27 protein-coding genes are annotated in these 26,131 nt (G+C 71.1%); 18 read left to right on the top strand and 9 right to left on the bottom strand.

From position 1 onward, the window contains the following. The first annotated feature begins 1 nt into the window (after position 1). From FK219_RS05865 to FK219_RS05900, 8 genes are all read left to right on the top strand, one after another. Positions 2 to 1,216: a ferrochelatase gene (locus FK219_RS05865; protein WP_152583393.1), complete on the top strand. Its 1,215-nt coding sequence runs from the start codon at positions 2 to 4 to the stop codon at positions 1,214 to 1,216. Then, positions 1,213 to 2,193 (top strand): hydroxymethylbilane synthase, encoded by a 981-nt coding sequence (gene hemC, locus FK219_RS05870; protein WP_152583362.1) that lies wholly within the window; start codon positions 1,213 to 1,215, stop codon positions 2,191 to 2,193. Before FK219_RS05865 ends, hemC begins: the two co-directional genes overlap by 4 nt. Beyond that, positions 2,190 to 3,200: a porphobilinogen synthase gene (gene hemB, locus FK219_RS05875; protein WP_165638064.1), complete on the top strand. Its 1,011-nt coding sequence runs from the start codon at positions 2,190 to 2,192 to the stop codon at positions 3,198 to 3,200. The genes hemC and hemB overlap by 4 nt, the downstream gene beginning before the upstream one ends. Then, positions 3,197 to 4,561 (top strand): glutamate-1-semialdehyde 2,1-aminomutase, encoded by a 1,365-nt coding sequence (locus FK219_RS05880; RefSeq protein ID WP_152583363.1) that lies wholly within the window; start codon positions 3,197 to 3,199, stop codon positions 4,559 to 4,561. The genes hemB and FK219_RS05880 overlap by 4 nt, the downstream gene beginning before the upstream one ends. A gap of 178 nt (positions 4,562 to 4,739) precedes the next feature. Then, positions 4,740 to 5,123 carry a YtxH domain-containing protein gene (locus FK219_RS05885; RefSeq protein ID WP_152583364.1) on the top strand — a complete coding sequence of 128 codons (384 nt, stop codon included), beginning with the start codon at positions 4,740 to 4,742 and terminating at the stop codon, positions 5,121 to 5,123. 13 nt (positions 5,124 to 5,136) lie between these two features. Beyond that, positions 5,137 to 5,553 (top strand): phage holin family protein, encoded by a 417-nt coding sequence (locus tag FK219_RS05890; RefSeq protein ID WP_152583365.1) that lies wholly within the window; start codon positions 5,137 to 5,139, stop codon positions 5,551 to 5,553. Next, complete coding sequence (locus FK219_RS05895) at positions 5,550 to 5,807, top strand: DUF3618 domain-containing protein (RefSeq protein ID WP_152583366.1); 258 nt, start codon at positions 5,550 to 5,552, stop codon at positions 5,805 to 5,807. The genes FK219_RS05890 and FK219_RS05895 overlap by 4 nt, the downstream gene beginning before the upstream one ends. A gap of 63 nt (positions 5,808 to 5,870) precedes the next feature. Then, complete coding sequence (locus FK219_RS05900) at positions 5,871 to 6,698, top strand: uroporphyrinogen-III synthase (RefSeq protein ID WP_235923778.1); 828 nt, start codon at positions 5,871 to 5,873, stop codon at positions 6,696 to 6,698. A gap of 56 nt (positions 6,699 to 6,754) precedes the next feature. On the opposite strand, the gene FK219_RS05905 is transcribed toward FK219_RS05900, so the two are convergent. The 3 genes from FK219_RS05905 to FK219_RS05915 are packed head-to-tail and all read right to left on the bottom strand — an operon-like array spanning position 6,755 to position 9,230. Further along, positions 6,755 to 7,171: a DUF1304 domain-containing protein gene (locus FK219_RS05905; RefSeq protein WP_152583367.1), complete on the bottom strand. Its 417-nt coding sequence runs from the start codon at positions 7,169 to 7,171 to the stop codon at positions 6,755 to 6,757. Continuing rightward, positions 7,168 to 8,151, bottom strand: coding sequence for an MDR family oxidoreductase (locus FK219_RS05910; RefSeq protein WP_152583368.1), 984 nt, complete (start codon positions 8,149 to 8,151; stop codon positions 7,168 to 7,170). The genes FK219_RS05905 and FK219_RS05910 overlap by 4 nt, the downstream gene beginning before the upstream one ends. Positions 8,152 to 8,204: 53 nt before the next feature. Beyond that, positions 8,205 to 9,230 (bottom strand): 6-phosphofructokinase, encoded by a 1,026-nt coding sequence (locus FK219_RS05915; protein ID WP_152583369.1) that lies wholly within the window; start codon positions 9,228 to 9,230, stop codon positions 8,205 to 8,207. 150 nt (positions 9,231 to 9,380) lie between these two features. Here FK219_RS05915 and FK219_RS05920 point away from each other — a divergent pair, with 150 nt between their 5' ends. The 6 genes from FK219_RS05920 to FK219_RS05945 all read left to right on the top strand — a co-directional run bounded on the left by FK219_RS05920 (position 9,381) and on the right by FK219_RS05945 (position 12,454). Then, complete coding sequence (locus FK219_RS05920; protein ID WP_152583370.1) at positions 9,381 to 9,665, top strand: hypothetical protein; 285 nt, start codon at positions 9,381 to 9,383, stop codon at positions 9,663 to 9,665. A gap of 70 nt (positions 9,666 to 9,735) precedes the next feature. Continuing rightward, the gene (locus FK219_RS05925; protein WP_152583371.1) at positions 9,736 to 10,134 is read left to right on the top strand and encodes a PPOX class F420-dependent oxidoreductase; all 399 of its coding nucleotides are present in this window, start codon (positions 9,736 to 9,738) and stop codon (positions 10,132 to 10,134) included. Next, positions 10,131 to 11,150 carry a DNA-3-methyladenine glycosylase family protein gene (locus tag FK219_RS05930; RefSeq protein ID WP_328821613.1) on the top strand — a complete coding sequence of 340 codons (1,020 nt, stop codon included), beginning with the start codon at positions 10,131 to 10,133 and terminating at the stop codon, positions 11,148 to 11,150. Before FK219_RS05925 ends, FK219_RS05930 begins: the two co-directional genes overlap by 4 nt. Positions 11,151 to 11,167: 17 nt before the next feature. Then, positions 11,168 to 11,716 (top strand): acyl-CoA thioesterase, encoded by a 549-nt coding sequence (locus tag FK219_RS05935; RefSeq protein WP_152583372.1) that lies wholly within the window; start codon positions 11,168 to 11,170, stop codon positions 11,714 to 11,716. Between the two features lie 49 nt (positions 11,717 to 11,765). After that, the gene (locus FK219_RS05940; protein WP_152583373.1) at positions 11,766 to 12,149 is read left to right on the top strand and encodes a YidH family protein; all 384 of its coding nucleotides are present in this window, start codon (positions 11,766 to 11,768) and stop codon (positions 12,147 to 12,149) included. Continuing rightward, a complete protein-coding gene (locus FK219_RS05945) occupies positions 12,146 to 12,454 on the top strand; it encodes a hypothetical protein (protein ID WP_152583374.1) in 309 nt (102 codons plus the stop codon). The genes FK219_RS05940 and FK219_RS05945 overlap by 4 nt, the downstream gene beginning before the upstream one ends. A gap of 19 nt (positions 12,455 to 12,473) precedes the next feature. On the opposite strand, the gene FK219_RS05950 is transcribed toward FK219_RS05945, so the two are convergent. Continuing rightward, on the bottom strand, positions 12,474 to 14,069 hold the full coding sequence (locus tag FK219_RS05950) for a phytoene desaturase family protein (RefSeq protein WP_152583375.1): 1,596 nt from the start codon (positions 14,067 to 14,069) through the stop codon (positions 12,474 to 12,476). A gap of 31 nt (positions 14,070 to 14,100) precedes the next feature. Then, positions 14,101 to 15,015 (bottom strand): LysR family transcriptional regulator, encoded by a 915-nt coding sequence (locus FK219_RS05955; RefSeq protein ID WP_152583376.1) that lies wholly within the window; start codon positions 15,013 to 15,015, stop codon positions 14,101 to 14,103. A 104-nt stretch (positions 15,016 to 15,119) separates the two neighbouring features. Here FK219_RS05955 and FK219_RS05960 point away from each other — a divergent pair, with 104 nt between their 5' ends. Next, the gene (locus tag FK219_RS05960; protein ID WP_152583377.1) at positions 15,120 to 18,704 is read left to right on the top strand and encodes a proline dehydrogenase family protein; all 3,585 of its coding nucleotides are present in this window, start codon (positions 15,120 to 15,122) and stop codon (positions 18,702 to 18,704) included. Between the two features lie 13 nt (positions 18,705 to 18,717). Here the strand turns inward: FK219_RS05960 and FK219_RS05965 are convergent, their stop codons facing one another. The 3 genes from FK219_RS05965 to FK219_RS05975 form a co-directional block, all read right to left on the bottom strand. Beyond that, complete coding sequence (locus tag FK219_RS05965; protein ID WP_152583378.1) at positions 18,718 to 19,074, bottom strand: GntR family transcriptional regulator; 357 nt, start codon at positions 19,072 to 19,074, stop codon at positions 18,718 to 18,720. Positions 19,075 to 19,083: 9 nt separating this feature from the next. Continuing rightward, complete coding sequence (locus FK219_RS05970) at positions 19,084 to 20,082, bottom strand: hypothetical protein (protein ID WP_152583379.1); 999 nt, start codon at positions 20,080 to 20,082, stop codon at positions 19,084 to 19,086. A gap of 66 nt (positions 20,083 to 20,148) precedes the next feature. Continuing rightward, positions 20,149 to 21,618 carry a helix-turn-helix transcriptional regulator gene (locus FK219_RS05975; protein ID WP_152583380.1) on the bottom strand — a complete coding sequence of 490 codons (1,470 nt, stop codon included), beginning with the start codon at positions 21,616 to 21,618 and terminating at the stop codon, positions 20,149 to 20,151. Between the two features lie 136 nt (positions 21,619 to 21,754). On the opposite strand from FK219_RS05975, the gene aceA reads away from it, so the two are divergent. Beyond that, positions 21,755 to 23,065, top strand: a complete 1,311-nt coding sequence (aceA, locus tag FK219_RS05980) for an isocitrate lyase (RefSeq protein ID WP_152583381.1) — start codon at positions 21,755 to 21,757, stop codon at positions 23,063 to 23,065. Positions 23,066 to 23,213: 148 nt separating this feature from the next. Continuing rightward, complete coding sequence (gene aceB / locus FK219_RS05985; RefSeq protein WP_152583382.1) at positions 23,214 to 24,848, top strand: malate synthase A; 1,635 nt, start codon at positions 23,214 to 23,216, stop codon at positions 24,846 to 24,848. A 92-nt stretch (positions 24,849 to 24,940) separates the two neighbouring features. On the opposite strand, the gene FK219_RS05990 is transcribed toward aceB, so the two are convergent. Then, positions 24,941 to 25,624 (bottom strand): NYN domain-containing protein, encoded by a 684-nt coding sequence (locus FK219_RS05990; protein ID WP_165638065.1) that lies wholly within the window; start codon positions 25,622 to 25,624, stop codon positions 24,941 to 24,943. A gap of 97 nt (positions 25,625 to 25,721) precedes the next feature. Between FK219_RS05990 and FK219_RS14245 the strand changes: the two genes are divergently transcribed. After that, on the top strand, positions 25,722 to 26,033 hold the full coding sequence (locus tag FK219_RS14245; RefSeq protein WP_152583384.1) for an alpha/beta fold hydrolase: 312 nt from the start codon (positions 25,722 to 25,724) through the stop codon (positions 26,031 to 26,033). Positions 26,034 to 26,131: the final 98 nt, after the last annotated feature.

Consider the following 26,131-nt stretch of genomic DNA (forward strand, 5'->3'; position numbering starts at 1 on the left):
CATCACCAACAACGAGCTGCCGCTCGCGGCGAGCGACGCGGCGCTCGCGGAGGCCGAGGCCGGTCATGTGACCGCGCCCGTCGCCTACGACGCCGTCATCCTCGCCGGCTTCGGCGGCCCCGAGGGGCAGGGCGACGTCATCCCCTTCCTGCGCAACGTCACGCGCGGGCGCGGCATCCCCGACGAGCGCCTCGAGGAGGTCGCGCACCACTACCGCCATTTCGGCGGGGTGAGCCCCATCAACGAGCAGAACCGCCAGCTGCAGGCGGCGCTGCAGGCCGAGGCTGATCGTCGGGGACTGGGGCTGCCGATCTACTGGGGCAATCGCAACTGGGATCCCTATCTGCCCCAGGCCCTGCAGCAGGCCTTCGACGACGGCCACCGCACGATCCTCGGTCTCGCGACGAGCGCCTACAGCAGCTTCTCGAGCTGCCGGCAGTACCGCGAAGACTTCGCGAAGGCACTCGACGCGACGGGCCTATGGGGCCAGGTGCGCGTCGACAAGGTGGCTCAGTTCTTCGACGCCCCCGGCTTCGTCGCCCCCTTCGTGACGGGCGTCGCGGATGCTCTGCGCGAGCTGCTCGCGGCCGGCACCGATCTCACCGCGACGCGTGTGCTGTTCGCGACCCACAGCATCCCGACCGCCGACGCCGAGCGCAGCGGGCCTCGCGATGTCGACTGGGGCGAGGGCGGTGCCTATGCGGCGCAGCACCTCGCCGTGAGCGAGGTCATCATGCAGCGGGCGCTCGCGACGCTGCGCGAGGAGGGTCTCGTCGGCGCCGCGGGTGCTGACGTGCCGGAGGTCGCCTGGCAGCTGGTCTACCAGAGCCGCTCGGGCCCTCCCACGCAGCCGTGGCTCGAACCCGACATCAACGATGCGATCATCGAGCACGCCGCCGCTGGCGCGACCGCGATCGTCATGGTGCCGGTCGGCTTCGTGAGCGACCACATGGAGGTTATGTGGGATCTCGACACGGAGGCCATGGAGACGTGCGAGGAGCACGGGGTGACGGGCGTGCGCGTGCCGACGCCGGGCGTCGATCCCGTCTACGTGAGCGGGCTCGTCGACCTCATCGAGGAGCGGTTGAGGGGCACCCCTGCCGCCGCGCGCGTGCGGGAGACGACGCTCGGGCCCTGGTACGACGTGTGCCGGCCGGGCTGCTGCGAGAACGTGCGCGCGGGCTTCCAGCCGGCCATCTCGGGGTTGCAGCCGTGACCGCGGCACCTCCTTCGGCCGAGGACACGGCGCCGATCCGCCTCGGCACTCGGGGCAGCGCCCTGGCCCTCGCACAGTCGCAGCGCGTCGCCGACTCGATCGCGGCCCGCACGGGCCTCGAGGTCGAGCTCGTGACGATCACGACGCACGGCGACACCTCGCCCGAGCCGCTCGCGAGCATCGGCGGCGCGGGCGTGTTCGTGACCGCTGTGCGTGAGGCGCTCCTGGCGGGGGAGTGCGACGTCGTCGTGCACTCGCTCAAGGACCTGCCGACCGCCCCGCATGAGGAGCTCGTCATCGGCGCGATGCCGAAGCGCGCGGACGCGCGGGACGCCGCTGTCGTCGCGGGCGGAGTGCCGCTTGCCGAACTGGCCGCGGGCGCGCGGGTGGGCACGGGCTCACCGCGTCGCCGGGCGCAGCTGCGCCGCCGGTTCCCCGAGCTCGAGGTCGTCGAGCTGCGCGGCAACGTCGATACGCGCCTGGCGCGCGTTCTCGGCGACCGGGAGGGTGTGGCCGCCGACCTCGACGCCGTCATCCTCGCCGCGGCAGGCCTCGAGCGTCTGGGTCGCGATGATGCCATCACCGAGCACCTGGGAATCGATGGCTGGCCCACCGCCCCTGGGCAGGGAGCACTCGCCGTCGAGGTGCGTCGCGGCACGCGCGGGCCCCTCGCCTCCGCCCTGCACAGCCTCGACCACAGCCCCACGCGCACGGCCGTCGAGGCCGAGCGGGCCGTGCTGCGCCTGCTCGAGGCGGGGTGCTCCGCGCCCCTCGGCGCCCACGCCTTCCTCGACGACGGCATGCTCTTCCTCGCCGCTCGCGTGTACTCTCCCGAGACCGGCGAGCAGGTCTCGAGCGCGCACGCGCTGTACGTCGCCGACACACGCACTCCCGGCGAGGACGCGGCCGCTCTCGTCGTCGACGAGCTACTGCGTCAGGGCGCAGCCGACCTCGCGCCGTTGGGCGGCGCGCGGTGAGCGCGCCGAAGCCCGCAGAGCCGAGCGGCCTCGGCCCGCGCATCCGCCCCCGCCGCCTGCGTGCGACGCCCGCTGTGCGCCGCCTCGTCGGCGAGACGGACGTGGCGGCTCGGCACCTCGTGCTGCCCGTCTTCGTGCGCGAGGGCCTGAGCGCCCCGCAGCCGATCGCCTCCATGCCGGGCGTCGGGCAGCACAGCCTCGACAGTGCGCGCGCGCTCGCCGCCCGCGCGGCCGGTGCGGGCCTCGGCGGCATCATGCTCTTCGGCGTACCGTCGATGCGCGACGCCGTCGGCTCGGGGGCGACCGACCCCGAGGGCATCCTCAACGTGGCCACGCGCGCCGTCGTCGCCGAGGTCGGCGACAGTCTCGTCGTGCAGACGGACCTCTGCCTCGACGAGTTCACCGACCACGGGCACTGCGGCGTGCTGGATGCTCAGGGCCGGGTCGACAACGATGCGAGTCTCGAGCGCTACGCGGTCATGGCGATCGCGCAGGCCGAGGCGGGCAGCCAGCTGCTCGGCCTCAGCGGCATGATGGACGGCCAGACGCGCGTCGTGCGCGACGCGCTCGACGCGGCGGGGTTCACCGCGACCGCCACGCTCGCGTACTCGGCCAAGTTCGCCTCGGCGTTCTACGGCCCCTTCCGCGATGCCGTCGAGTCGGCCCTGCAGGGGGATCGTCGCACGTACCAGCTCGACCCGGGCAATGGGCGCGAGGGCGTGCGCGAGGCCGCACTCGACATCGAGGAGGGTGCCGACATCGTCATGGTCAAGCCCGCGCTGCCGTACCTGGATGTGCTGCGTCGCGTCGCCGACATCTCGCCCGTTCCCGTGTGGGCCTACATGGTCTCGGGGGAGTACGCGATGATCGCGGCGGCCGCGCAGCACGGCTGGATCGACGGTGACCGTGCTCAGCTCGAGGCGCTCACGTCGCTGCGCCGGGCCGGCGCGGACGCGATTCTCAGCTATGCGGCGCTCGACCTGGCCGAGAAGGGAATCCTGTCATGACCCGCTTCGTCTCCGGCCGCACCTCCGCGACCAACGCCGAGGCCTTCGAGCGCGCGCTCGCCGTGTCACCGGGAGGAGTGAACTCGCCCGTGCGCGCGTTCGGCTCGGTCGGCGGCACTCCGCGCTTCCTCGCGAGCGGCCGCGGCCCGTACGTGACCGACATCGAGGGCACCCAGTACGTCGACCTCGTGGGGCAGTGGGGTCCGGCGCTGCTGGGCCACGCGCATCCCGATGTCATCGCGGCCGCCCATGCCGCCGTCGATCACGGCCTCGGCTTCGGGGCTGTCTCGACGGGGGAGGTCGACCTCGCCGAGCTCGTGCTCGACCGCCTCACCCTCACCGCACCCGACGGCACCGAGCGCCGCGGTATCGAGAAGCTGCGCCTCACCTCGACGGGCACCGAGGCGACCATGACGGCGATCCGGCTCGCGCGCGGTGCGACCGGTCGGCCGCTTCTCGTGAAGTTCGCCGGCCACTATCACGGGCACTCCGACTCGCTGCTCTCGGAGGCAGGCTCGGGCATCGCGACCCTCGGCATTCCCGGGTCGGCGGGCATCACGCCCGAGACCGCGGCGCAGACGATCGTCATCCCCTACAACGACGAGGCGGCGCTCGCCGAAGTCTTCGCGCGGCACGGCGACCGCATCGCGGCCGTCATCACGGAGGCGGCCGCCGCGAACATGGGCGTCGTGCCCCCGAAGCCGGGGTTCAACCGGCTCCTCGCCGACACGGCCCACGCCCACGGTGCGCTGCTCATCAGCGACGAGGTCATGACCGGGTTCCGTGCCACCGCGGCGGGCTGGTGGGGTCTGGAGGAGCGTGAGGGCGCCCCATACGACGCCGACCTCACGACCTTCGGCAAAATCATCGGCGGCGGTCTGCCGCTCGCCGGGCTCGGCGGCCGCGCCGAGGTGCTCGACCTTCTCGCCCCGCTCGGGCCCGTGTACCAGGCGGGCACGCTGAGCGGCAATCCGGTCGCGGTCGCGACGGGGGCGGCGATGCTCGCGGGCGCCGGCCCCGCCGTCTACGAGCGGCTGATGATCGCCGCGCGGAAGATCGCCGACGGCCTCTCGGCGGCGCTCGCTGCCGAGGGCGTCGTGCACACGGTCGCGTGGGCGGGGTCGCAGTTCTCGATCTTCTTCCGCGAGACGGCCCCGCAGAACTACGCTGAGGCGCAGGATCAGGAATCCTGGCGCTACCCCGCCTTCTTCCACGGGATGCTCGACCACGGTGTTTCGTTGCCACCGAGCGTCTACGAGGCCTGGTTCGTCTCGGCCGCGCACGATGATGCGGCGATCGCACGGGTGCTCGACGCGGCGCGTCCCGCCGCCAGGGCCGCCGCCTCGGCGTCGCGCTCCTGACGGAATCCGGCCCGTCACTCTCCCTCATGCCGGGACGTTTCCCACGCCGAAGCACGGCGGTCGGCACCGTCGCGCCCTGGGAATCCCCTCCGTATTCCCCGGCGGGCACGGGTCGGGCGGCACTACGCTGGAGACCCGCGGACGCTCCGCATCCGTGCCCATCGCAGAAGGAGGAGCCATGAGAGGCAAGATCCTGTTCGCCGCTGGACTCGGCGTCGGCTACGTACTCGGCACTCGCGCGGGACGCGAGCGCTACGAGCAGATCAAGACCGCGTCGGCGCGGCTCTGGAACGACCCGCGCGTGCAGGAGCGCGTCGAGCAGGCCGAGGACTTCGTGAAGGACAAGGCACCCGAGGTCGCCGGATTCGTCTCCGACGGAGCCAAGAAGATCGTCGGAGGCATCACGGGGCGCACGGCCAAGTCCACGAGCACGAGCGGCGCGAAGAAGTCGGGCTCGACCTCGAGCCGCAGCACGAGCTCCACCGCGAAGAGCTCGTCGGCGAAGAGCTCGTCAGCGAAGGGCTCCACCGCCAAGGGCTCCGGCTCGTCCACGAGCTCCTGATCGGCGGTACACCATGACCACCCCCTCTGAAGGACGCTCCCGTCGAGGACTGATCTCGCTCATCGCGGATGTGCCTCGACTCATCATCGAGCTGCTCCAGGCCGAGATCGCATCGCTCAAGGCCGAGATCTCGAGCAAGCTCAAGTCTGCGGGCATCGGGGCTGGGCTGCTGGTCGGCGCCGGCGTGTTCGCCTTCTTCGCGGCACTCGTCTTCACCGCCGCCGCCGTGCTCGCCCTGGCACTCGTCGTGCCGGCCTGGGCGGCCGCCCTCATCGTCGGCGGGGCTCTCCTCGTGCTCGCGGCGCTCATCGGCCTCATCGGCTACGGGCAGCTCAAGCGCGGCGTTCCCCTCACCCCCACCGAGACCATCGACAGCGTGAAGGAAGACGTCCGCGCCATCCGCGGACTCAGGAAGCGAGAGAACTCATGAGCGACACCGTCAAGAACACCGTCGACACGGCGAAGGACACCGTCAAGAGCACCGTTTCGGCCACCCGCGCGCAGCTCGAGCAGACGCTCGACGCGATCGACGAGAAGTTCGACGTCAAGAAGCGCAGCACCGAGGCCGCGCAGCGTGCACAGGCGTCCTACGAGTCGAACCCCGTTCCCTGGGTCATCGGAGCGACCGCTGCCGCGGTCGTCGTGGTCGGGCTCGTCGCGTGGGCGATCTTCAGCGACGACTGAGCGTCGGGAAGTCGCGCAGACCTCGATTATGCGTCTGCGCTCGGCGGGGTCATCATTAAGCTGATGTCCTCCCCCACTGACATGACGATCGACCGCACGCCGACGGGCGCGCTCCCGGTCATCAAGCCGTTGCTCGGCTGGCGCGTGCTCGTGCCCCGCGGCGGCAAGTGGGGCGACGGCATCGCTGCGAAGCTGCGGGCGCTCGGAGCGACCCCCGTGATCGCACCGCTCATCAACTTCGCGGGCGCCGACGATCAGGCCGCGCTCGACGCCGAGCTCGAGGCACTGCGCGCGGGCGACTACGGCTGGCTCGTCGTGACGAGCGCCACGACGGTCGACGTTCTGCTCGGCCAGGGTGTTCGGCTTCCCGAGGGAACACGCGTGGCGGCCGTCGGTGAGACCACGGCGCACGCGCTGCAGCTCGCCGGGTACCCGGTCGACTTCGTGCCGAGCGACCACTCGGCTCGTGGTCTCGTCAAGGAGTGGCCCGATCCGGGTGGCGCGCGCGTACTCGTTCCGCAGTCGGAGATCGCCGAGCCCACGCTCGTGAGCGGCTTGCGCGACCGCGGCATCGATGCGCGCTTCGTGAGCGCCTACCGCACCGTCGGGGTCGCGGCGCCCGCCGAGATCGTCACCGAGATCGCGGAGGGTCGCATCAACGGACTGCTCGTGAGCTCGGGCAGCGTGGCCCGACAGATCGCCGAGCAGTTCGCTCCTCTTCCCGACTGCACCGTCGTCGCGTGCATCGGCCCCCGCACGGCGTTCGATGCTCGTGCCGCGGGCCTCACCGTGCACCGCATCGCGGAAGAGCGGTCGAGCAGCGCGCTCGTGCGTGTGCTTGCCGAGTACGCGATGGACCCGGACGACCACTGCCCGCCCGTCGTGCCCTGACGAGCCGGCCTCGTCACGGCCCGGCCCCCTCGACACGGAACCGCCCTCGACACGGATCAGAGCAGCAGGAGCGCACCGATCGCGACGAGCGGGGGAACTCCTTGCACGAGGGCGGCGCGCCACAGTCGCGGCGCGGTCGCCACGAGGGTGAGTGCCGCGAGCAGCATGACGGCGCAGCCGGCGACGAGAACCGCGGCGCCGATCGCGCCGTGCTCGGCTCCGGCACCCTCGTCCCACGGCGCTGCGAGGATGAGCGCCACACCGACGGCGACGACGAGCGCGAGGCCCAGGTTGTAGACACCCTGGTTGCGGGCGAAGAGGCGCAGCGGCGCCGAGTCGTCGGCCGAGCGCACCCCGAACAGCCGCCGCACGGCGGGGCGCGTGAACAGCAGGCTCTCGAGCACGAAGATCACGACGTGCATGACCACGGCGAGGCCCGCGGCAATGAGGCTCACCGCCAGCCCGCCCGTCATCGGGATGCTCCGCGCACGTCGACCGCGATGCGACCTCGCACGCGACCGGCCAGCAGGTCGTCGGCGGCGGACCGCGCACCGTCGAGAGTCACCTCGGTGACGATGTCGTCGATCACGTCGGGGTCGAGGTCGCGCGCGAGCCGCTGCCAGGCGCGCTCGCGCAGCGGGGTCGGGCAGTGCACGGAGTTGATGCCCGCGAGCGTCACCCCACGCAGGATGAACGGCATGACCGTCGTCGGCAGCTCGGTGCCGCCCGCGAGCCCGCACGCCGCAACGGTGCCGCCCTGCTGCGTGCGGCTCAGCACGGTCGCGAGAGTGCGCCCGCCCACCGAGTCGATCGCCGCGCTGTAGGTCTGCGTGTCGAGCGGGCGACCTTCGCGGTCGAGCTCACCGCGGTCGATGACCTCTGCCGCTCCCAGTCGCCGCAGCTGCTCGGCGTGCTCGGGGCGGCCCGAGGACGCGATGACGGTCGCACCGGCGCGGGCGAGCAGCGCGATCGCGAAGGAGCCGACGCCGCCGCTCGCTCCCGTGACGACCACGGAGTCCAGCTCGGCGTGGTGGTCCTCAAGGCTGAGGACCGCGAGCATCGCGGTGAAGCCAGCTGTGCCGATGCCGGCCGCCTGCCGATCGTCGACGCTATCGGGTACGGCGACGAGCGCGCCTCCCGAGACTCGGGCCCGTTCAGCGAGACCGCCGTGGTGGGTCTCGCCGGCACCGTCGCCATTGAGCAGCACACGATCGCCGATGCTCCAGCGCTCGTCGTCGCTCGCACTGACCCGCCCCACGAGGTCGATGCCCGGCACGAGCGGGTCGATGCGCATGACCCCCGGATTGCCGGTGAACGCGAGCGCATCCTTGTAGTTGATGCCCGACCACGTGACGTCGACGGTGACGTCGCCCGCCCCCGGGTCGCCCACGTCGTCGAGCAGGCGGGCGTCGACTCCGTCGTCGCCTCGCGTGAGCTGCCAACCGCGCGTCATGCGCCCCACCCTATGCGTGCGCGCCGACGTGGCGCGAGGACTGTGCCGGATGCTCAGCCGAAGAGCATCGCCGCTTCGTCGTAGCGCGACTGCGGCACGGTCTTGAGCGTGCCGAGGGCCTCCGCGAACGGCACCGTCACGATCTCGGTGCTGCGCAGCGCGACCATGCGGCCCCAGTCGCCGTTCGTCACGGCATTCACCGCGGCCATGCCCAGGCGCGTCGCGAGAACGCGGTCGAAGGCGCTCGGCGTGCCGCCTCGCTGAATGTGGCCGAGGGTCGTCGCGCGCGTCTCGATGCCCGTGCGCTCCTCGATGAGGGGGGCGATGAGCTCGCCGATGCCGCCCAGGCGCGGACGACCGAAGGCGTCGAGGCCTCGCTCTGAATGAGGATCGTCCATCGAGTCGAGCGTGAAGCCCTCCGCGACGACGACGAGAGGCGCGCGGCCCCGCGAGGCGGCGCTCGTGACCCAGGCCGCGATCTGCTCCATGCTCGTGCGCTGCTCGGGGATGAGGATCGCGTGCGCGCCGGAGGCCATGCCCGAGTGCAGGGCGATCCACCCGACGTGACGCCCCATGACCTCGGCGACCATGCACCTGCTGTGGGCATCCCCCGTCGTGCGGAGGCGATCCATCGCCTCCGTCGCGATCTGCACGGCCGTGTCGAAGCCGAAGGTGTAGTCGGTCGCGTCGAGGTCGTTGTCGACCGTCTTCGGCACGCCCACGATGCGGATTCCGGCGTCGGTCAGCCGCTTCGCCGCCGCGAGCGTTCCCTCCCCGCCGATGGCGATGATCGCGTCGATCCCCAGCTCGGTCATGACCTCGGTGACACGATCGACCCCGCCGCGGCCTTCGAAAGGATTCGTGCGGGAGGTGCCGAGGATCGTGCCGCCCTGCTTGCTGATGCCCTTGACCTCGTTGCGGCCGAGCGGCATGGTGTCGGCTTCGATGAGCCCGCGCCAGCCGTCGCGCAGACCGATGAAGTCGTGCCCGTGCACCGTCTGGCCGATCAGCACGGCGCCGCGGATGACCGCGTTGAGGCCGGGGGCATCGCCACCGCTCGTGAGCATTCCGATTCTCATGCGTTCTATCTTGGTGCCTCGGCAGGGATGAGGGGAAAACGAGCATGCCCGACCCGCGCATGGCTTCTTCTGTAGGACGCCCTGTGCCGGTAGAGTTCGCGCGACGGCGAGCCCGCCCGGGTTTGCCCCCACCCTGCAAGGAGCCCCCGCATGACCGAGCCCACGCCGTACAGTTCCGCTCCCGCCGAGAACCCTGCCGACTACCCCGGCAAGACCCTCGGTATCGTCGCCCTCGTCCTCGCGTTCCTCTTCACTCTTCTCGGCCTCATCCTCGGAATCGTCGCCAACAACCAGTCGAAGGCGGCCGGCTACGCCAACCCCTTCGCCAAGTGGGCGATCATCCTGAGCATCATCTTCCTCGTCATCGGTCTCATCGTCGGCATCATCGTGGCCGTGACGAGCGCCGCGCTCTTCAGCACCGTCGGCTACTACTAGTCGTCACAGCTTCGCAAGGGGGCGGCGGGATGCGCATCGCGCATTCAGCCGCCCCCTTTACCGTGACGCCATGACCACCAGCCCAGACCTGCTTCCGCTCTGCGACGAGCAGTTCCTCCTCCTCACGACGACGCGGCGCTCGGGGGTCGAGGTGCCGACGCCCGTGTGGGTCGCTCGAGACGGCGACGCGCTCGTCGTGACCACCGGCGCCGACTCGGGCAAGGTCAAGCGCATTCGCCACACGCCGCAGGTGACTCTGCAGGCCTGCGATCGCGCCGGTCGCCCGCACGAGGGCGCCCCTGTCGTGACGGCGCAGGCGACCGTCGTGGACGACGACGCGGCGCGCGAGCGGCTCGACGAAGTGTTCCTGGAGAAGTACGGCGCGCAGTACCGCGCCATTCGCGCCCTTGGCCGCGTGCGCGGGCGCTCGCGCTCGGCGTCGGTCGTCGTGCGCATCATGGAGTCGTGACGCTGCGAGGAAACGAAGCCGGGGGTGCGGAGGCCGGGGGTGCGGAGGCCGACTTCGCGCTCGACTACTGCCCCGAGCATCCCCTCGATCTCGCCCGCACCCTCTCGCCCCTCCAGCGCGGTCGCGGCGACCCGACCTCCCAGTGGATGCCCGACGGCAGCGTCTGGCGCACGCAGCGCACCCCGCTCGGGCCCGCGAGTCTGCACCTCGAGCCGTGGCGCTCGGGCGCCAAAGAGACCGTCGTGCGTGCTCGCGCCTGGGGGCCCGGCGCCGAGTGGAGTCTCGCCCGCGTGCCCGCCCTGCTCGGGGAGGGCGACGACCCCGAGGCGCTCGATCTCGCCGCGGCGGCCGCTCGGCCCGTTCCGGGGTGGCCGGCCTCTGCCGTAGCCGCCCTCGCCTCCGTGCAGCGCCGCCGCCCGGGAGTGCGGCTCACGCGCACCGAGCTCGTGCTCGAGGCGGCCGTGCCCGCCGTGCTCGAGCAGAAGGTCACGGGCGTGGAAGCCCGGCGGGCATGGCGCCGGCTGCTGCTGCAGCACGGCGAGGTGCCGCCGGGCCCCGCACCCGAGGCAATGCGGGTCGTGCTGACGCCGGAAGGGTGGCGGAGCATCCCGGACCACGACTGGCACCGCGCGGGAGTCGGCCCGCAGCGCATGCGCACCGTTCGCCGCGTCGCGGCTGTCGCCTCGGCCCTCGAGCGCACGCTCGAGCTCGGCCGGGGAGGCCCCGCGATCGTCGCCGCGCTCACCTCGATACCGGGGGTGGGCGTCTGGACGGCGGCCGAGATCACGCAGCGCTCGCATGGCGACCCCGATGCGGTGAGCGTCGGCGATGCCCACCTCAGCCACGTCGTGGGCCACTACGTGACGGGCGAGCGCACTGACGACGACGGCATGCTCGCGCTGCTCGCCCCCTTCGCCGGGCAGCGGCAGCGGGTTGTGCGATTCATCACGCTGAGCGGCGTCACGGGGCCGCGATTCGGGCCGAAAGCCACCATCGAGGACCACCGCGCGCGCTGAGCGCCTACGCTCCAGGCGTGAACAAGATCCTCCGCCTGCTGCGCGTCATGTTCGCCGCCCGCCGGCGCCCGCCGCTCGCCCCCGCCGACGTCGGTACCGTGCGATTCCGGGTGCTGCCGACCGACCTCGACGTGCAGGGACATATGAACAACGGCGTGTACCTCTCGCTCATGGACCTCGGGCGCATGGACCTCATGGTGCGATCGGGGTTGTGGCGCGAGCTCAGCACGCGCGGCTACTACCCCGTCGTCGTGAGCTCGACCATCACCTACCGGCGCTCGCTCGACCCGTGGCAGCGCTATGACATCGAGAGCCGCATCGTCGGCATCGACCATATCGCCGGGTACGTGGAGCAGCGTTTCGTGCGCGATGGCGAGATCTGCGCACGCGGGGTCATCAAGGCGCGGTTCCTGAAGAAGAGCGGCGGCATCGTGCCGATTCCCGAGCTCGCCGAGCTGTTCGGGCTCGACCCCGACAACCACCCGCTGCCCGACTGGCTCGCCGAGTGGAGCCGCAGCATGACGCTGCCGCCGCGCCGCGAGGCCACGCCGAGCATCTGGGAATAGGCCGGAAGGCGGCTACAGCACGGGCCGGATGCTCCGCTAGCGTTCCCGCATGACCGACGCGCGCCGCCCCCGTTCCGTGTACGGCGTCGGGGAGGAGCCCGAGGTGCAGGCCTCGCTCGCGAACGAGCGCACAGCTCTCTCCTGGATCCGCACCGGCATGGCGCTCGTCGCCGGCGGTGTCGCGCTCGCGACTCTCGCGAGCTTCGGCGAGCTGCCCGTCATCATCCTCGCGATCGCGGCGCTCTCGAGCCTCGGCGGCGCGGGGCTCGCCGTCTGGGCTCTCGTCTCGTGGCACCGCTCGGAGAAGGCGCTGCGGCTGCGCGAGCCGCTGCCCGCACCCGCGGCCCTGCCCTGGCTCGTCGGCGGTGTCATCGCCGTTGCACTCGTGCTCGCCGCCTTCGCCGGGTTCCAGGCGCTCGAATCGGCGACGTGAACGCCGCCGCCCGCGCGCCCGTCGACCGCACGAGCCTCTCCTGGCAGCGGACGGCGGCCCACTCGACGCTCGTCGCACTGTTCGCCGCGATCACGGCCGTGCGACTCGGCGAACCTGCTGTGGCGAGCGCGGCCGGCGTGCTCATCCTCACCGCGGTCGTCGTCGCGGCGACGACTCCGCGCGTGCACCGCTCGACGGCCGAGCGACGCGACCCGTGGTCGCTCATGGTGCGCACCGCTGGCGTGGTCGTGCTCAGCGCGGTGGTCGCGGTCGTGCTGCTCGTCGCCGTGCAGGTCGACGCCTGAGCCGCGAACCGGCCCGCGCCTAGCGGCTCTCGAGCACGGCCATCGCGGCGTTGTGGCCGCCGAGGCCGCTCACGGCGCCGCCGCGCTGCGCGCCCGAACCGCACAGCAGGATGCCGTCGTGACCCGTTGCGACGCCCCAGCGGTCGGGAGGAGCATCCCTCGTCGCGCCCTCCTCGAGCCACGGCCACGTGAGGTCGCCATGAAAGATGCTGCCGCCCGGCAGCCGCAGGGTGTGCTCGAGGTCGCGGGTCGTCTTCGTCTCGATGCATCTGTTGCCCGAGCCGTCGGTCATGACGACCGACTCGATGGGCTCGGCGAGCACCGAGTTCAGCGAGTCGAGCACCGCCCGCTCGAGGGTCGCGCGCATAGCGTCGTTGGTCTCGTCGGTCAGCAATCGGTCGGGGGCGTGCAGAGCGAAGACCGTGAGCGTGTGGGCTCCGGCTGCGCGCAGTTCGGGGCTCAGGATGCTCGGGTCGGTGAGGGTGTGGCAGTAGATCTCCGCCGGGATCGGCTCGGGCACCCGGCCGGCGCTCGCCGCGTCGAACGCGCTCTGCAACTGCGTGAAGGTCTCGTTGATGTGGAAGGTGCCGCCGAAGGCCGCCTCCGGGCTCACCGAGTCGTCGAGCAGGCGCGGCAGGCGGTTCAGCAGGAGGTTGACCTTGACCTGGGCGCCCTCGGCGCGGGGCAGAGTCGGGAAGGCACTCGTGCTCGCTCCACCCGCCGCCAGCAGGCGCTCGAGGTCGTGGGGCGAGACATTCACGAGCACATGGCTGGCAGCAACCGTGCGCGTGGTCGTCTCCCCGCGCTCGTCCGTCACCGAGTAGGTGACCTCGCGATCGGGGGTCAATGCCGTGACGTCGGCGCGCGTGACGGCCTCGGCGCCGGCCACGCGCGCGGCTCGCGCGAGCTCGTCCGTGACGGCACCCATGCCGCCGACAGGCACATTCCAGTCACCCGTACCGCCGCCGATCACGTGGTACAAGAAGCACCGGTTCGCGAGCAGCGACTCATCGACGTTGGGGGCGAAGGTGCCGATGAGGGCGTCGGTGTAGGCGACACCGCGCACGAGGTCGTGCGCGAAGGTGTCGGCGATGGTCTGGCCGACCGGCTGCTCGACGAGGCGGTTCCACAGGTCGTCGTCGCCGACCGCGGCTCGCGCCTCCGTGCGCGTCAGCAGTGGCTCGGTCATGGTCGGGAAGAGCGCGCGGGCCAGGCGTCCGGTGCCCGCGGTGAACTCGCGCCACGCGATCGCATCGGCCTGCGCGCCGAGCCGGGCGAAGCTCGCGGCCGTGCTCGGGGCATCCTCGTTGTCGATGAGGAGGCCGCCGTGCGCCGCACCGGGGGTGGGCGTGTAGGAGCTGTAGCGCCGCGGGGCGAGGCGGATGCTCAGCCCCAGGTCGTCGATGATGCGCTGCGGCAGGAGGCTCACGAGGTAGCTGTAGCGGCTCAGGTGCGCGTCGACGCCGGGAAAGGCCTCGGCCGAGACCGCCGCGCCACCGAGAACGTCGAGCCGCTCGAGCACGAGCACGTCGAGGCCCGCCTGGGCGAGGTAGGCGGCCGCCGTGAGGCCGTTGTGTCCGCCGCCGATGATGACCACGTCCCGTCGCTGCGTCATGCGGTCACCCTAGCCCTGCAGCGTGCGCCGGTCAGGGTGAGACGGGGGCGAGGGCGCGGGCGAGCAGCTCGCGCACCGCGACGATCGCGGGTCGGGCGGCTGCCGCCGTGCGGGTGGACGTGAACAGGGTGCGGTGCGGGTCGCCGGCCAACGTCACGAGCTCGACCGTGGGCGGGCGACCGCCCCACACGAGGTCGGGCAGCAGGGCCACCGCGTGACCGGCCTCCACGAGGCGGATGTGCGCCTGCAGGTCGGCGGTCTCGAAGCGCACGTCGGGCTCGAACCCGGCGAGGCGGCACTGCTGCTCGGCCCAGTGACGGCTCGCTGTTCCGCGCGGCTCCATGACCCAGGCGTGCTCGGCGGCCTCTCCCAAGGACCGGATGGCGCGCCCCGCCGGGGCGCGCGCCACCCCAGCCGAGGGCACCCCGAGGCGCAACGCATCGCGGCCCAGCGGCACGCGGTCGAGCTCGCGGCGCAGGGGAGCGGCGTGGGCGGGGTACTCCTCGGCGATGACGAGGTCGAACTCGCGCGCCCACACCTCGTCGAGGGCGCTCTCGGGCTCGCGCTGGGTGATCTCGAGCCGCACGCCGGGGTGCTCCTCGGCGAGCAGTGAGAGCGCGTGCGGCACGATGCCGAGCGCCGCCGACTGGAACACCGCGAGCCGTACCGTGCCCGTGACCTCCTGCGTCGACGGCACGAGCGAGGCCTCGAGCCGCTCCATGTCGTCGAGCAACTGGCTCGCGCCCGCCACGAGCAGCTCGGCCTGCGGGGTGAGCTGCACGCGCCGCCCCGTGCGCTCGAGCAGCGTGACGCCCGCCTCGCGCTCGAGCAGGCTCAGCTGCTGCGAGATCGTCGACGGGCTGTAGGAGAGCGCTCGCGCGACGGCGTGCAGCGTGCCGCGGCGGTGCACCTCCCGCAGCAGGCTCAAGCGGCGCAGGTCGAGCATGGGCGGCCTTCCGTCGTCCGAGAGAGTGCTGTTCGAGCATCCCGAACAAAACTGTACGCGTATCATCGCTTTTCCTGCACGACCCGAGGGCGCAGACTGAGGGAGTGAGTTTCGACAGCGCGACCCCGACGACCCCCGCCACGCTCGCCGACCCCGCCGTGCGGCTCGTGCGGCACTGGCTCAGTCAGACCGAGGACGTCAAGCCCGACGCGAGCGCCACGCGCCTCGCTGGGCTGCTGCAGGACCCCCTCGGGCTCGAGTTCGCCCTCGGCTTCGTCGACCGCGTCGCTCGCCCCGACGACCTGCGCGTCGCCGCCCGAAACCTCGAGCAGCTCAGTCAGCGCATCCCGCGATTCCTGCCCTGGTATTTGCGGTTCCTCATCCGGCTCGGCGGCGGCTTCGCGCCCCTCCTGCCGTGGCCCATCGTGCCCATCGCCCGGCGTGTGCTGCGCGGCATGGTCGGGCACCTCATCATCGACGCGACGCCCAGCCGTCTCGGCCGCACCCTGCAGAAGCTGCGCGGCGACGGCGACCAACTCAACATCAACCTGCTCGGCGAGGCCGTCCTCGGCGACGCCGAAGCGGACCGGCGCCTCGAGGGCATTCGCGAGCTCGTCGACCGCGACGACGTCGACTACGTCTCCGTCAAGGTCTCCGCGATCGTCAGCCAGCTCTCCATGTGGTCGTTCGACGAGACCGTCGACCGCGTCGTCGACCGCCTCGTGCCCCTCTACGAGGCCGCCGCCCTCGGCGTGCGCCCCACGTTCTTGAACCTCGACATGGAGGAGTTCCGCGACCTCGACCTCACCATGGAGGTCTTCGAGCGTCTCCTCGACCGCGCCACCCTGCGCCAGTACGAGGCGGGCATCGTACTGCAGGCCTACCTGCCCGAAGCGCTCCCCGCGCTCGAGCGCCTCACTGCGTGGGCGCAGGCCCGCCGCGCCGCGGGAGGCGCCGGCATCAAGGTGCGCGTCGTCAAGGGCGCCAACCTCGCCATGGAACGCGTCGACGCCGCCCTGCACGGCTGGCCCGTTGCCGTGCTGCCCAGCAAGCAGGCGAGCGACACCAACTACAAGCGCGTGCTCGACCACGCCTTCCACCCCGACCGCGTCGACGCCGTGCGCATCGGCGTCGCCGGCCACAACCTCTTCGACATCGCGTGGGCGCACCTGCTCGCCGACTCCCGCGGGGTGAGCGACCGCGTCGAGTTCGAGATGCTGCTCGGCATGGCCCCCGACCAGGCCGACGCCGTGCGTCGCACCGTCGGGCATCTCCTGCTCTACACGCCCGTCGTGCATCCCCGTGACTTCGAGTCGGCCATCAGCTATCTCATCCGCCGGCTGGAGGAGAACGCGAGCACCGAGAACTTCATGAGCGGCGTCTTCGAGCTCGTTGACGACGCGACGATCTTCGCGCGCGAAGAGGGCCGCTTTCGGGCCTCGCTCGACGACCTCGTGGCGGCGCCCGCGGCGCCCGTCGTGCACCGCGTGCAGAACCGGCTCGCCGATACGCCGCATCCGCTGCCCGAGGGCACCGGCGTGCGGGATGGCGCTGGTGTTCGGGAAGGCTTTGGCAATGAGCCCGACACCGACCCCGCGCTGCCCGCCAACCGGGAGTGGGGCCGCGCGGTGCTCCGCGCCGCGGCGGCGGGGCTCGAGAACGGCCGGCTTCCCGGCTCGGAGCTCGTGCAGCAGGCGGCGGTGACCGAGGCGGGCGTGCTGGAACGCGTCGTGAGCGAGGCCCGCAGCGCAGCATCCGGATGGGCCGTTCGAGGGGCCGGCGGGCGCGCGGAGATTCTGCACGCCGCGGGCCGGATGCTCGCCTCACGCCGCGCGGAGCTTCTCGAGGTCATGGTCGCCGAAGCCGGCAAGACCCTCGCCGAAGGCGACCCCGAGATCAGCGAGGCGATCGACTTCGCGCACTACTACGCCGAGAGCGCGCACGACCTGGCCCGCATCGACGACGCCCGCTTCGAGCCGGCCCGCCTGACCGTCGTCGCGCCGCCGTGGAACTTCCCGGTCGCGATCCCCGCCGGCAGCACGCTCGCCGCGCTCGCCGCCGGCAGCTCGGTCATCATCAAGCCGGCGCCCCAGGTGCGGCACTGCGCCGCCGTCATGGTGCAGGCGCTGTGGGATGCGGGTGTGCCGCGCGAGGTGCTGCGCTTTGTCGACGTGCCCGAGAACGAGGTCGGCCAGGCGCTCATGAGCCACCCGAGCGTCGACCGCCTTGTGCTGACCGGAGCGTGGGAGACCGCCGCGCTGTTCCGGTCGTGGCGCAGCGACCTGCCGATTCTCGCCGAGACGAGCGGCAAGAATGCGATCGTGATCACACCGTCGGCCGACGTCGACCTCGCCGTCGCTGACCTCGCCAAGAGCGCCTTTGGCCACGCCGGGCAGAAGTGCTCGGCCGCGTCCCTCGCGATCCTCGTCGGCTCCGTCGCCGACTCCGACCGCTTCGAGCGGCAGCTCGTCGACGCCGTCATGACCATGAAGGTGGGGGCGTCGACCGACCCGACGACGATCGTCGGCCCGCTCATCGAGCCCGCGCAGGGCAAGCTGCTGCGCGCGCTCACGACGCTCGACGAGGGCGAGTCGTGGCTCATCGAGCCGCGCCAGCTCGACGACGAGGGCCGCAGCTGGAGCCCCGGCGTGCGCCGCGGCGTCACCGAGGGCAGCGAGTTCCACACGACCGAGTACTTCGGGCCCGTGCTCGGCATCATGCGCGCGCGCTCGCTCGACGAGGCGATCGCGTTGCAGAACGCGACATCGTTCGGCCTCACGGCGGGCCTGCACTCGCTCGACGTCGACGAGGTCGACCACTGGCTCGAGCACGTCGAGGCGGGCAACCTCTACGTCAACCGCGGCATCACGGGCGCGATCGTGCGCCGACAGCCGTTCGGCGGGTGGAAGCGCTCGAGCGTCGGCGGCTCCACGAAAGCCGGCGGACCCTCCTACGTCATGGGCTTCGGCTCGTGGCACCCCGTCGCGCGCGAGCCGAAGCAGAACCTCAGCGTGCGCGGCTTGCACGACGGAGTGCGGCGCCTGCTCGAGGCGGCTCAGCCGGCCCTCGACTTCGTCGGCTTCGACGCAGCCCGCGCGGGAGCGCTGAGCGATCAGGCCGCGTGGGAGGACGAGTTCGGCCTCGGCCGCGACGACTCGCAGCTCGGCGTCGAGCGCAACGTCCTGCGCTACCGCCGCACCGACGTGACCGTGCGCGCCGCCGAGGGTGCTCCCACCGTGGGGCTCGTCCGCGTGCTGCTCGCCGCCGCGCGGGTCGGAGCCCGCGTGCAGCTCAGCAGCGCGGCGCCCATCCCTGCACGCTTGCTCGCCACGATCGAGGCCGGCGAGTCGCGCCTGCGGGTGTCCTCGGTCGCGATCGAGAGCGATAGCGCGTTCAGCGCGCGCGTCGTCCAGGAGCGGCCCGCGCGCATCCGGCTCATCGGCAGTGACGGCACGGTCGTCGCTGCTGCTGATGCCGGCACGGATGCGCCTCGCGCTCGCCCCGCCCTCGAGGTCGCGCGCGAGCTGCATGCGGCCCTCGGCGGAGACCCCGACGTTGCGATCTGGTCGAACCCGGTCACAGTCTCGGGCCGCGTCGAGCTGCTGCCGTTCCTGCGCGAGCAAGCCGTGTCGCTCACCGCGCACCGGTTCGGCAACCCCTACCCGGCGATGGGCGAGCTGGAGTTCTAGGGTTCGAGCAGCGCTAGGTGCGCAGTGCCGCGTCGATGAGTGCGCGGGCGTGATCGTCGGCGACGCCGAGGCGTCGTACCGTCTCGACATAAGCGGTCGCCGCCTGCTGAGCTGCGCGCTCGGTCGCGTCACCATGCGGGGAGACGACCGTGCCGTTGCGACCGCGCGTCTCGACGACGCCGTCGGCCTCGAGCTCGCGGTAGGCACGGGCGACCGTGTTCACGGCCAGGCCGAGGTCTTCCGCGAGGCGCCGCACGGGCGGCAGTTTCGCGCCCGGCGCGAGCGCTCCGCTCGCGACGGCATCCCGCACCTGCACGCGGATCTGCTCGTACGGCGGCGTCGCCGACTCTGTGCTGACCGTGACGAGCATGGGCTGAGACTACTGCGGGTGGATCGCGAACTCGGGCCAGAGCGTGCGCTGCACGTGGCGCTCGGGGGAGCGCACGAGCACGAGCGCCACCGTCACCAGCAGCAGGACGAAGCTCGCGTAGGCGCTCACGTTGATCCAGATCGTGGAGGCGACGGCGGAGTCGTCGGGAACTGCCGTGCCGATCACCATGAGCGCGCTCAAGCCGGCGACGCCTCCGACGTATGCGATCGCCCAGTGCAGGTCACGCAGGCTCTGCGCGGTCAGCGCGTCGCTCCACGCGAGCGCCGCGGCATCTCCGAGCAGCGCGCGGCGTCGGGCGAGGCGATCGGCGATCGCGGGGAGGGTGAGGTACAGCGCGCCTGCGGCGAGACCCAGGAAAGCAAGAGGCGCCGCGGACAGGGCGAGCGACTCAGGGGCGTCAGCGAGCGGTAGCGAGAGGACGACGAGCAGCAGCGCGGGGAGTGCGACCGCGACGCACGCGGCGACGGCGGCCATGCGTCGCTCGGCAGGAGCGACGAGGTCGGCGAGGCTGATCGGTGTCACGCGAGCGACAACGGCCCGCGAGGGCATCGACCGCCGTGCGAGCATCCCGCCGACGATGGCGCCCACCTGCGTTCCGAGGAAGGCGAGGCCGAAGCTGAGCGGACCTGTGGCGAGCCCGAGGCTCGGGGGCGGGAACTCCCACGGCCGCACGAGCATCAGGACCGACGTCAGGCCGACGAGACCTCCCAGTACGCCGCCCCGCACCCGCATAGCGAGCTGATGCTCGAGCGCGGGCCGTAGCTCCTCGGGCACGACGAGGTTCGCCCGCAGCGCGTGGCGGTTCACGAGCCGCTCGCGCGTCGCGGGGCGCCACGTGCGCACGAAGGTCAGGGCGAGGAAGGTCAGGACGGCGACGCCGCCCGCAGCCAACGCCACGAGCATGCCGGTGAAGAAGACCTCGCTCGGGATCTCCACGACGGTGGTGCTCGTGCCCCCGCGGTCGATGATGTGCGTTCCTGCTGTCATGAGCTCCCCTTGACCCCGCGATTGTAGCAATACAAACGTGGGTGAGTCGAGGGCAGCGCCTGCTCCCTACGGGCGCGGCGCGTGACGCTCGAGGAACCCGTACACCTCGGTCTGGTCGACCCCGGGGAACGACTCCGTCGGCAGGGCGGCGAGCAGGGAGGAGTGGATGCGCGCCTGGGGCCTGGCCGCGCCGCTCCAGCGCTCGGCGAGCGGTGCCGGCGCCTGCCGGCAGCACGCCGGGTCCGGGCAGCTCGACTCACCGCGACGACTGGTCTCGCGCCCGCGGAACCACTTGACGTGCGCGAAGGGTGTGCCGACCGAGATCGAGAACTCGCCAGCCGAGCCCGACTCGATGCGCGAGGTGCACCAGTAGGTACCCGTGGGCTTGTCGGTGTACTGGTGGTACGCGCTGAAGCGGTCGGGCTCGTCGAACACCTGCCGCGCCGACCACTTGCGGCACACGAGTTGCCCCTCGACCGCACCGAGGGCATCCTTCGGAAACTGCACCGAGTCGTTCTCGTACGCCTTCGACAGCACACCGGCCGGGGACACCTTGAGGAAGTGCACGGGAATACCCAGGTGCTCGGTGGCGAGATTCGTGAAGCGGTGGGCAGCCGTCTCGTAGGTGACGGCGAAGGCGTCGCGCAGGTCTTCGACCGCGAGCTCGCGGCGCTCCTTCGCCCGCTGGAGGAACGCGACCGCGTCGCCCTCGGGGATCATGAGAGCTGCTGCGAGGTAGTTCGACTCGACGCGCTGGGTGAGGAACTCGTCGTAGTCGCGCGGCTCCGGGCGCCCCAGCACGTGGCCGGCGAGAGCCTGCAGCAGGTTCGCGCGGGGGTCGCGCCCGGGTGCGTTCGAGACGGGCAGGTAGATGCGGCCGTTCTCGAGGTCGGTGATCGACCGGGTCGAGCTCGGCAGGTCGCTCACGTAGTGCAGCGCGAAGCCGAGGTGGCTCGCGAGCTCGGCCGCGAGGCGCTGCGAGAGCGGCCCGCCCTCGTGCCCGATCTTGCGCAGCAGGTCGGCCGCGATCGACTCGAGCTCGCCGAAGTAGTTGCCGCGCGCCCGCATCGACTGCCGCAGCTCGGCGTTGGCCCGCCGCGCCTCCTCCGGTGTCGCCGCGCGTTCGACGTGCACGCGCTGCAGCTCGTCGTGCAGGGCGAGCACCGTCTCGATCGCCTCGTCGCTGAGCGACTTGCGCACGGGCAGCGGCGGGATGCCCAGAGCCGAGAACAGCGGACCCTCCTGCGCTCGCGCCAGGGCGATCTCGAGAGCCGCGCGGCGACTGGGCGGCGTGGGGGTCAGCAGCTCGTCGAGCGTGACGCCGACGGCGCGGGCGACCGACTGCAGCTCGCTGAGCTTCGCCTCGCGCTTGCCGTTCTCGAGGCTCGACATGTGCGAGGTGGCCACCCCGACAGAGCTCGCGAGGTCGGCGAGCGTGAGCTGGGCATCCGATCGCAATTGCCGGATGCGCTTGCCGAGGGTCAACGAATCGATCACCTCTTCAGCCTGGGCCGAGAGCAGGGGCGCTGGGGTCATGCCGAGAGCCTGACACCGCAATGTTTTCAGCGCAACTGAAATAGCGGGGTATTTCAGTGCCTCGGGGTGGGTGCGGAGGGTTGTTCTTCGCCCAGTGTTGCTTCCACACCGACCCACTCGTCACGAGGAGCACACCATGAGCACGCAGAGCCCGTCACAGCAGCGCGCAGGAGACCAGACGCAGACCGCCGCTGAGCTCGAGGCCAGCTGGAAGACCGACGCGCGCTGGGACGGCGTGCGCCGCGATTACACCGCCGAGGACGTCATCGAGCTGCGCGGCCCCGTGCGCGAGGAGCGCACGCTCGCCCGCCGCGGCGCCGAGAAGCTGTGGGAGCAGATTCAGGCAAACACCGGCAACCCCGAGGAGTGGACCTACGCCCTCGGCGCCCTCACCGGCAACCAGGCCGTGCAGCAGGTGCGCGCGGGGCTCAAAGCCATCTACCTCAGCGGCTGGCAGGTCGCCGCCGACGCCAACCTCTCGGGCCAGACCTACCCCGACCAGAGTCTCTACCCGGCCAACTCGGTGCCCGCCGTCGTGCGCCGCATCAACAACGCGCTGCTCAGGGCTGGGCAGATCGAGCAGGACGGGCGCGACTGGATGGCGCCCATCGTCGCCGACGCCGAAGCCGGCTTCGGCGGACCGCTCAACGCCTACGAGCTCATGCAGAGCATGATCGAGGCCGGAGCGGCCGGGGTGCACTGGGAGGACCAGCTCGCGAGCGAGAAAAAGTGCGGCCACATGGGCGGCAAGGTGCTCGTGCCCACGAGCCAGCACATCCGCACGCTGCAGGCCGCGCGCCTCGCCGCTGACGTCTCCCACGTGCCGAGCATCATCATCGCCCGCACCGACTCGCTCGCCGCGAACCTGCTCACGAGCGACGTCGACGAGCGCGACCAGCCGTTCCTCACCGGCGGCCGCACCGCCGAAGGCTTCTACAACGTGGAGCCCGGCATCGGTCCGGTGCTCGCCCGCGGCCACGCCTATGCCGAGTACGCCGACCTGCTCTGGGTCGAGTCGAGCGAGCCCGACCTCGAGCTCGCGCGCACGTTTGCGGAGAGCATCCACGCCGAGTTCCCCGGCAAGAAGCTGGCATACAACTGCTCGCCGTCGTTCAACTGGAAGCGCCACCTCGATGACGACACCATCGCGAAGTTCCAGCGCGAACTGTCGGCGATGGGCTACGCGTTCCAGTTCATCACCCTGGCAGGCTTCCACTCGCTCAACCACGGCATGTTCGAGCTTGCGAGCGGGTACCGCGACCGTCAGATGAGCGCCTATGTCGAGCTGCAGGAGGCCGAGTTCGCCTCCGAGGCTCACGGCTACACCGCCACCAAGCACCAGCGCGAAGTGGGCACCGGCTACTTCGACCGCATCGCGACGGCCCTCAACCCGGCCAGCGCGACCCTCGCTCTCGTGGGCTCGACCGAGTCCGAGCAGTTCCACTAGACAGCGCTTCCTGTTCGCTCATTCGGGCGCACGACCGTTCCACACGGTGTGTCGCACGCGACACAGCGGGTTCCGCATCCGAAAGCCCGAATGAGCGAACACCACCACCGCACTTCTGGACCAGTACTTCCCTGAGAGGACGAGCATCATGACCACACTGAGCATCACCGGGCCGATGCGGCCCCGGTACGACGAGATCCTGACCCCGGAGGCGCTGCAGTTCCTCGCCGAACTGCACCACCGCTTCGCCGGCGAGCGGCACGACCGCCTCGCCGAGCGCATGCAGGTGCGCTACGACCTGGGCAACGGGCGCGACCTGCGCTTCCTGCCGCACACAGCGAGCATCCGCGAGGATGCTTCGTGGCGCGTCGCCGGAGCCGGCCCCGGCCTCGAGGACCGCCGGGTCGAGATCACGGGCCCGTGCGACCCCAAGATGACGATCAACGCCCTCAACTCGGGGGCCAACGTGTGGCTCGCCGACCTCGAGGACGCCACGAGCCCCACCTGGGGGAACATCGTCGAGGGGCAGCTCTCGCTCTTCGACGCGATCCGCGGGCGGCTCACCCACACCAACGCGGAAGGCAAGACCTACGAGGTGACGGCCGAGCGCACGCCGACGATCGTCATGCGGCCGCGCGGCTGGCACCTCGTGGAGAAGCACATCGAGCACGTCGACCGCAACGGCCTGCGCCTGGCGGCGAGTGCGAGCCTCGTCGACTTCGGGCTCTACCTCTTCCACAACGCGCACGAGCTCATCGCGCGCGGCCGCGGCCCGTACTTCTACCTGCCGAAACTCGAGAACCACCGCGAGGCGCGGCTGTGGAACGACGTCTTCACCTTCAGCGAGGAGCGCCTCGGGCTGCCGCACGGCACGATCCGCGCGACGGTGCTCATCGAGACGTTCGGCGCCGCGTTCGAGATGGACGAGATCCTCTACGAGCTGCGCGACCACTGCGCCGGCCTCAACGCCGGCCGCTGGGACTACGTCTTCTCGATCATCAAGAACTACCGCGGACGGGGCCAGTGGTTCGTGCTGCCCGACCGGGACCGCATCCTCATGACCCTGCCCTTCATGCGCGCCTACACCGAGCTGCTCGTGCAGACCTGCCACAAGCGGGGCGCGCACGCGATCGGCGGCATGAGCGCGTTCATCCCGAACCGACGCGACCCCGAAGTCACCGAGCGGGCGCTCGAGCGCGTCGCCGCCGACAAGCTGCGCGAGGCGAGCGACGGCTTCGACGGCTCGTGGGTGGCACACCCCGACCTGATCCCCGTGGCGCGCGCCGAGTTCGACGCCGTCCTGGGCGGTCGGCCGAACCAGCTCGACCGCCAGCGCGACGACGTGCACGTGACGGCGCGCGACCTGCTCGACATCCGCTCGGCCGGTGGCGAGGTGACGCTCGCGGGAGTGCGCGCCAACATCTCCATCACGGTGCGCTACCTGGAGTCCTGGCTGCGCGGCATCGGCGCGGCGGCGATCGACAACCTCATGGAGGATGCCGCTACCGCGGAGATCAGCCGCTCGCAGCTGTGGCAGTGGATCCACCAGGACCACCTGACGACCGAGGGCGAGCCCGTGAGCAAGCAGCTCGTCGAGCGTCTGCTGCGGGAGATCATGGCCGAGCTGCCCACCCCCGAAGGGCACAAGCTCGCCGAGGCGGAGGACGTGTTCCGCACCGTGACGCTGCAGGAGGACTTCCCGACCTTTCTCACGGTGCCCGCCTACACGCGGTACCTCGTGGAGCAGGCCGAGCGTGTGGAGGCCGTGACCGTCGCCGCGTAGCGCTGCTTGCTTGCTCTGCAGTGGACAGTTCTCGCTGCTGCCAGAGCTGCCTGCTAACCTGGAACCACAACCCCTGTTCCTCTGGATCAGGCTCAAGGCCCCGCTTCGGCGGGGCCTTGCTTCTTCCACTTAGTCGGCCGCCGAATCGCGCGTTTCGGTGTCTGTACGACGTCAGGCAGTTGGTTTCGCGCGGCGTATGCCGGCCTGAGGTACAGGCTGAAATCGATGCCAGCTCTCGTGAAGAGCCTCGTCGATGCGTCACGTGGATAGAGGATCCCCACGCGAGCGCCGAATCTCTGCTTGACGACCTCAATCGGCCGTGCGAGGTCCGAGTCTGATGAGACGACCACGAAGGTGTCCGCTAGCCCATCGAGCGCGTCCATCAAGAGTTGAGTAGCGAGCTTCACATCCGAGCCCTTCTCCTGCACCTTGTAGACATGGTGGCGCGTGAGGGGTGGCCTCTCCTTGCCATCGACCCACTCCCGCGCCATTCCGTGGTGGACCGTGAAAAGAGAGTCATCGTGAACTGTCAGGCGATCGAGAGTACGGAGGGCGCGGATGTACGCATCCTGCCGATCGGGCGCCCGGGGATCTTCTGGGTTCATGCGCCCCTTGATGCGTGCGGTGAAGTAGTGCACGGCGACGATCGAGTAGTCACTGAGTACGTCATCGAAGAGAGCCACGAGATTCAGCCACTTGTTGTCGGGCCGACTTTCGAGCTGACCCTTGTAGAGGTTGAAGCCGTCGACGTACACAATCGCGGTGGGCTTCGGCATGGTCGTCGCACGATAGCGAGTCCGCGACAGGGCCGCCATGCTGTCTCCACTGCTGCGCCGTTGTCTCTGCGATTCGAGACTGTGTTGAGATGGATGTATGACGCTTGCCGCCACCGAGTGGGGTTCAGGGCAGTCGACGGTCTTGCTCCTGCACGGGATGCTCGGATGTCGACAGAGTTGGTGGCGAGTCGCCCGAGAGTTGGCGAGTCGCAACCGTCGTGTGATCGCGCTCGACCTGCCTGGCCACGGTGATTCCGATGCTGAGCCTGCGAACAGCGTCCCGCGAGTCGTCGAGCTGGTCGTCGAAACCTGGAAGGCACTCTCGAGCGATTCACCCGTTCTCGCCATGGGGCATTCCTATGGGGGCACCGTTCTTGCTGCGGCCCTGGATCAGCTGATATGTGACTGATTCCTGTCAAGTGGCAGGGGAAAGAGCGCCCGGAGTGATCATGCTCCGGGCGCTCTTTCGTGTGGTCGGCGCAGGTCGCGTGGGTGTCGTGCGTGTCG

It is taken from the genome of Microcella pacifica (genome assembly GCF_009371975.2).
Taxonomy (GTDB): domain Bacteria; phylum Actinomycetota; class Actinomycetes; order Actinomycetales; family Microbacteriaceae; genus Microcella; species Microcella pacifica.

Excerpts from the sequence above, each read along its gene's own strand:
- FK219_RS05880 (WP_152583363.1), top strand. The coding sequence starts at position 3,197 with ATGACCCGCTTCGTCTCCGGCCGCACCTCCGCGACCAACGCCGAGGCC.
- FK219_RS05885 (WP_152583364.1), top strand. The coding sequence starts at position 4,740 with ATGAGAGGCAAGATCCTGTTCGCCGCTGGACTCGGCGTCGGCTACGTA.
- FK219_RS05890 (WP_152583365.1), top strand. The coding sequence starts at position 5,137 with ATGACCACCCCCTCTGAAGGACGCTCCCGTCGAGGACTGATCTCGCTC.
- FK219_RS05895 (WP_152583366.1), top strand. The coding sequence starts at position 5,550 with ATGAGCGACACCGTCAAGAACACCGTCGACACGGCGAAGGACACCGTC.
- FK219_RS05900 (WP_235923778.1), top strand. The coding sequence starts at position 5,871 with ATGTCCTCCCCCACTGACATGACGATCGACCGCACGCCGACGGGCGCG.
- FK219_RS05905 (WP_152583367.1), bottom strand. The coding sequence starts at position 7,171 with ATGACGGGCGGGCTGGCGGTGAGCCTCATTGCCGCGGGCCTCGCCGTG.
- FK219_RS05910 (WP_152583368.1), bottom strand. The coding sequence starts at position 8,151 with ATGACGCGCGGTTGGCAGCTCACGCGAGGCGACGACGGAGTCGACGCC.
- FK219_RS05915 (WP_152583369.1), bottom strand. The coding sequence starts at position 9,230 with ATGAGAATCGGAATGCTCACGAGCGGTGGCGATGCCCCCGGCCTCAAC.
- FK219_RS05920 (WP_152583370.1), top strand. The coding sequence starts at position 9,381 with ATGACCGAGCCCACGCCGTACAGTTCCGCTCCCGCCGAGAACCCTGCC.
- FK219_RS05925 (WP_152583371.1), top strand. The coding sequence starts at position 9,736 with ATGACCACCAGCCCAGACCTGCTTCCGCTCTGCGACGAGCAGTTCCTC.
- FK219_RS05940 (WP_152583373.1), top strand. The coding sequence starts at position 11,766 with ATGACCGACGCGCGCCGCCCCCGTTCCGTGTACGGCGTCGGGGAGGAG.
- FK219_RS05950 (WP_152583375.1), bottom strand. The coding sequence starts at position 14,069 with ATGACGCAGCGACGGGACGTGGTCATCATCGGCGGCGGACACAACGGC.
- FK219_RS05955 (WP_152583376.1), bottom strand. The coding sequence starts at position 15,015 with ATGCTCGACCTGCGCCGCTTGAGCCTGCTGCGGGAGGTGCACCGCCGC.
- FK219_RS05965 (WP_152583378.1), bottom strand. The coding sequence starts at position 19,074 with ATGCTCGTCACGGTCAGCACAGAGTCGGCGACGCCGCCGTACGAGCAG.
- FK219_RS05970 (WP_152583379.1), bottom strand. The coding sequence starts at position 20,082 with ATGACAGCAGGAACGCACATCATCGACCGCGGGGGCACGAGCACCACC.
- FK219_RS05975 (WP_152583380.1), bottom strand. The coding sequence starts at position 21,618 with ATGACCCCAGCGCCCCTGCTCTCGGCCCAGGCTGAAGAGGTGATCGAT.
- aceA (WP_152583381.1), top strand. The coding sequence starts at position 21,755 with ATGAGCACGCAGAGCCCGTCACAGCAGCGCGCAGGAGACCAGACGCAG.
- aceB (WP_152583382.1), top strand. The coding sequence starts at position 23,214 with ATGACCACACTGAGCATCACCGGGCCGATGCGGCCCCGGTACGACGAG.
- FK219_RS05990 (WP_165638065.1), bottom strand. The coding sequence starts at position 25,624 with ATGCCGAAGCCCACCGCGATTGTGTACGTCGACGGCTTCAACCTCTAC.
- FK219_RS14245 (WP_152583384.1), top strand. The coding sequence starts at position 25,722 with ATGACGCTTGCCGCCACCGAGTGGGGTTCAGGGCAGTCGACGGTCTTG.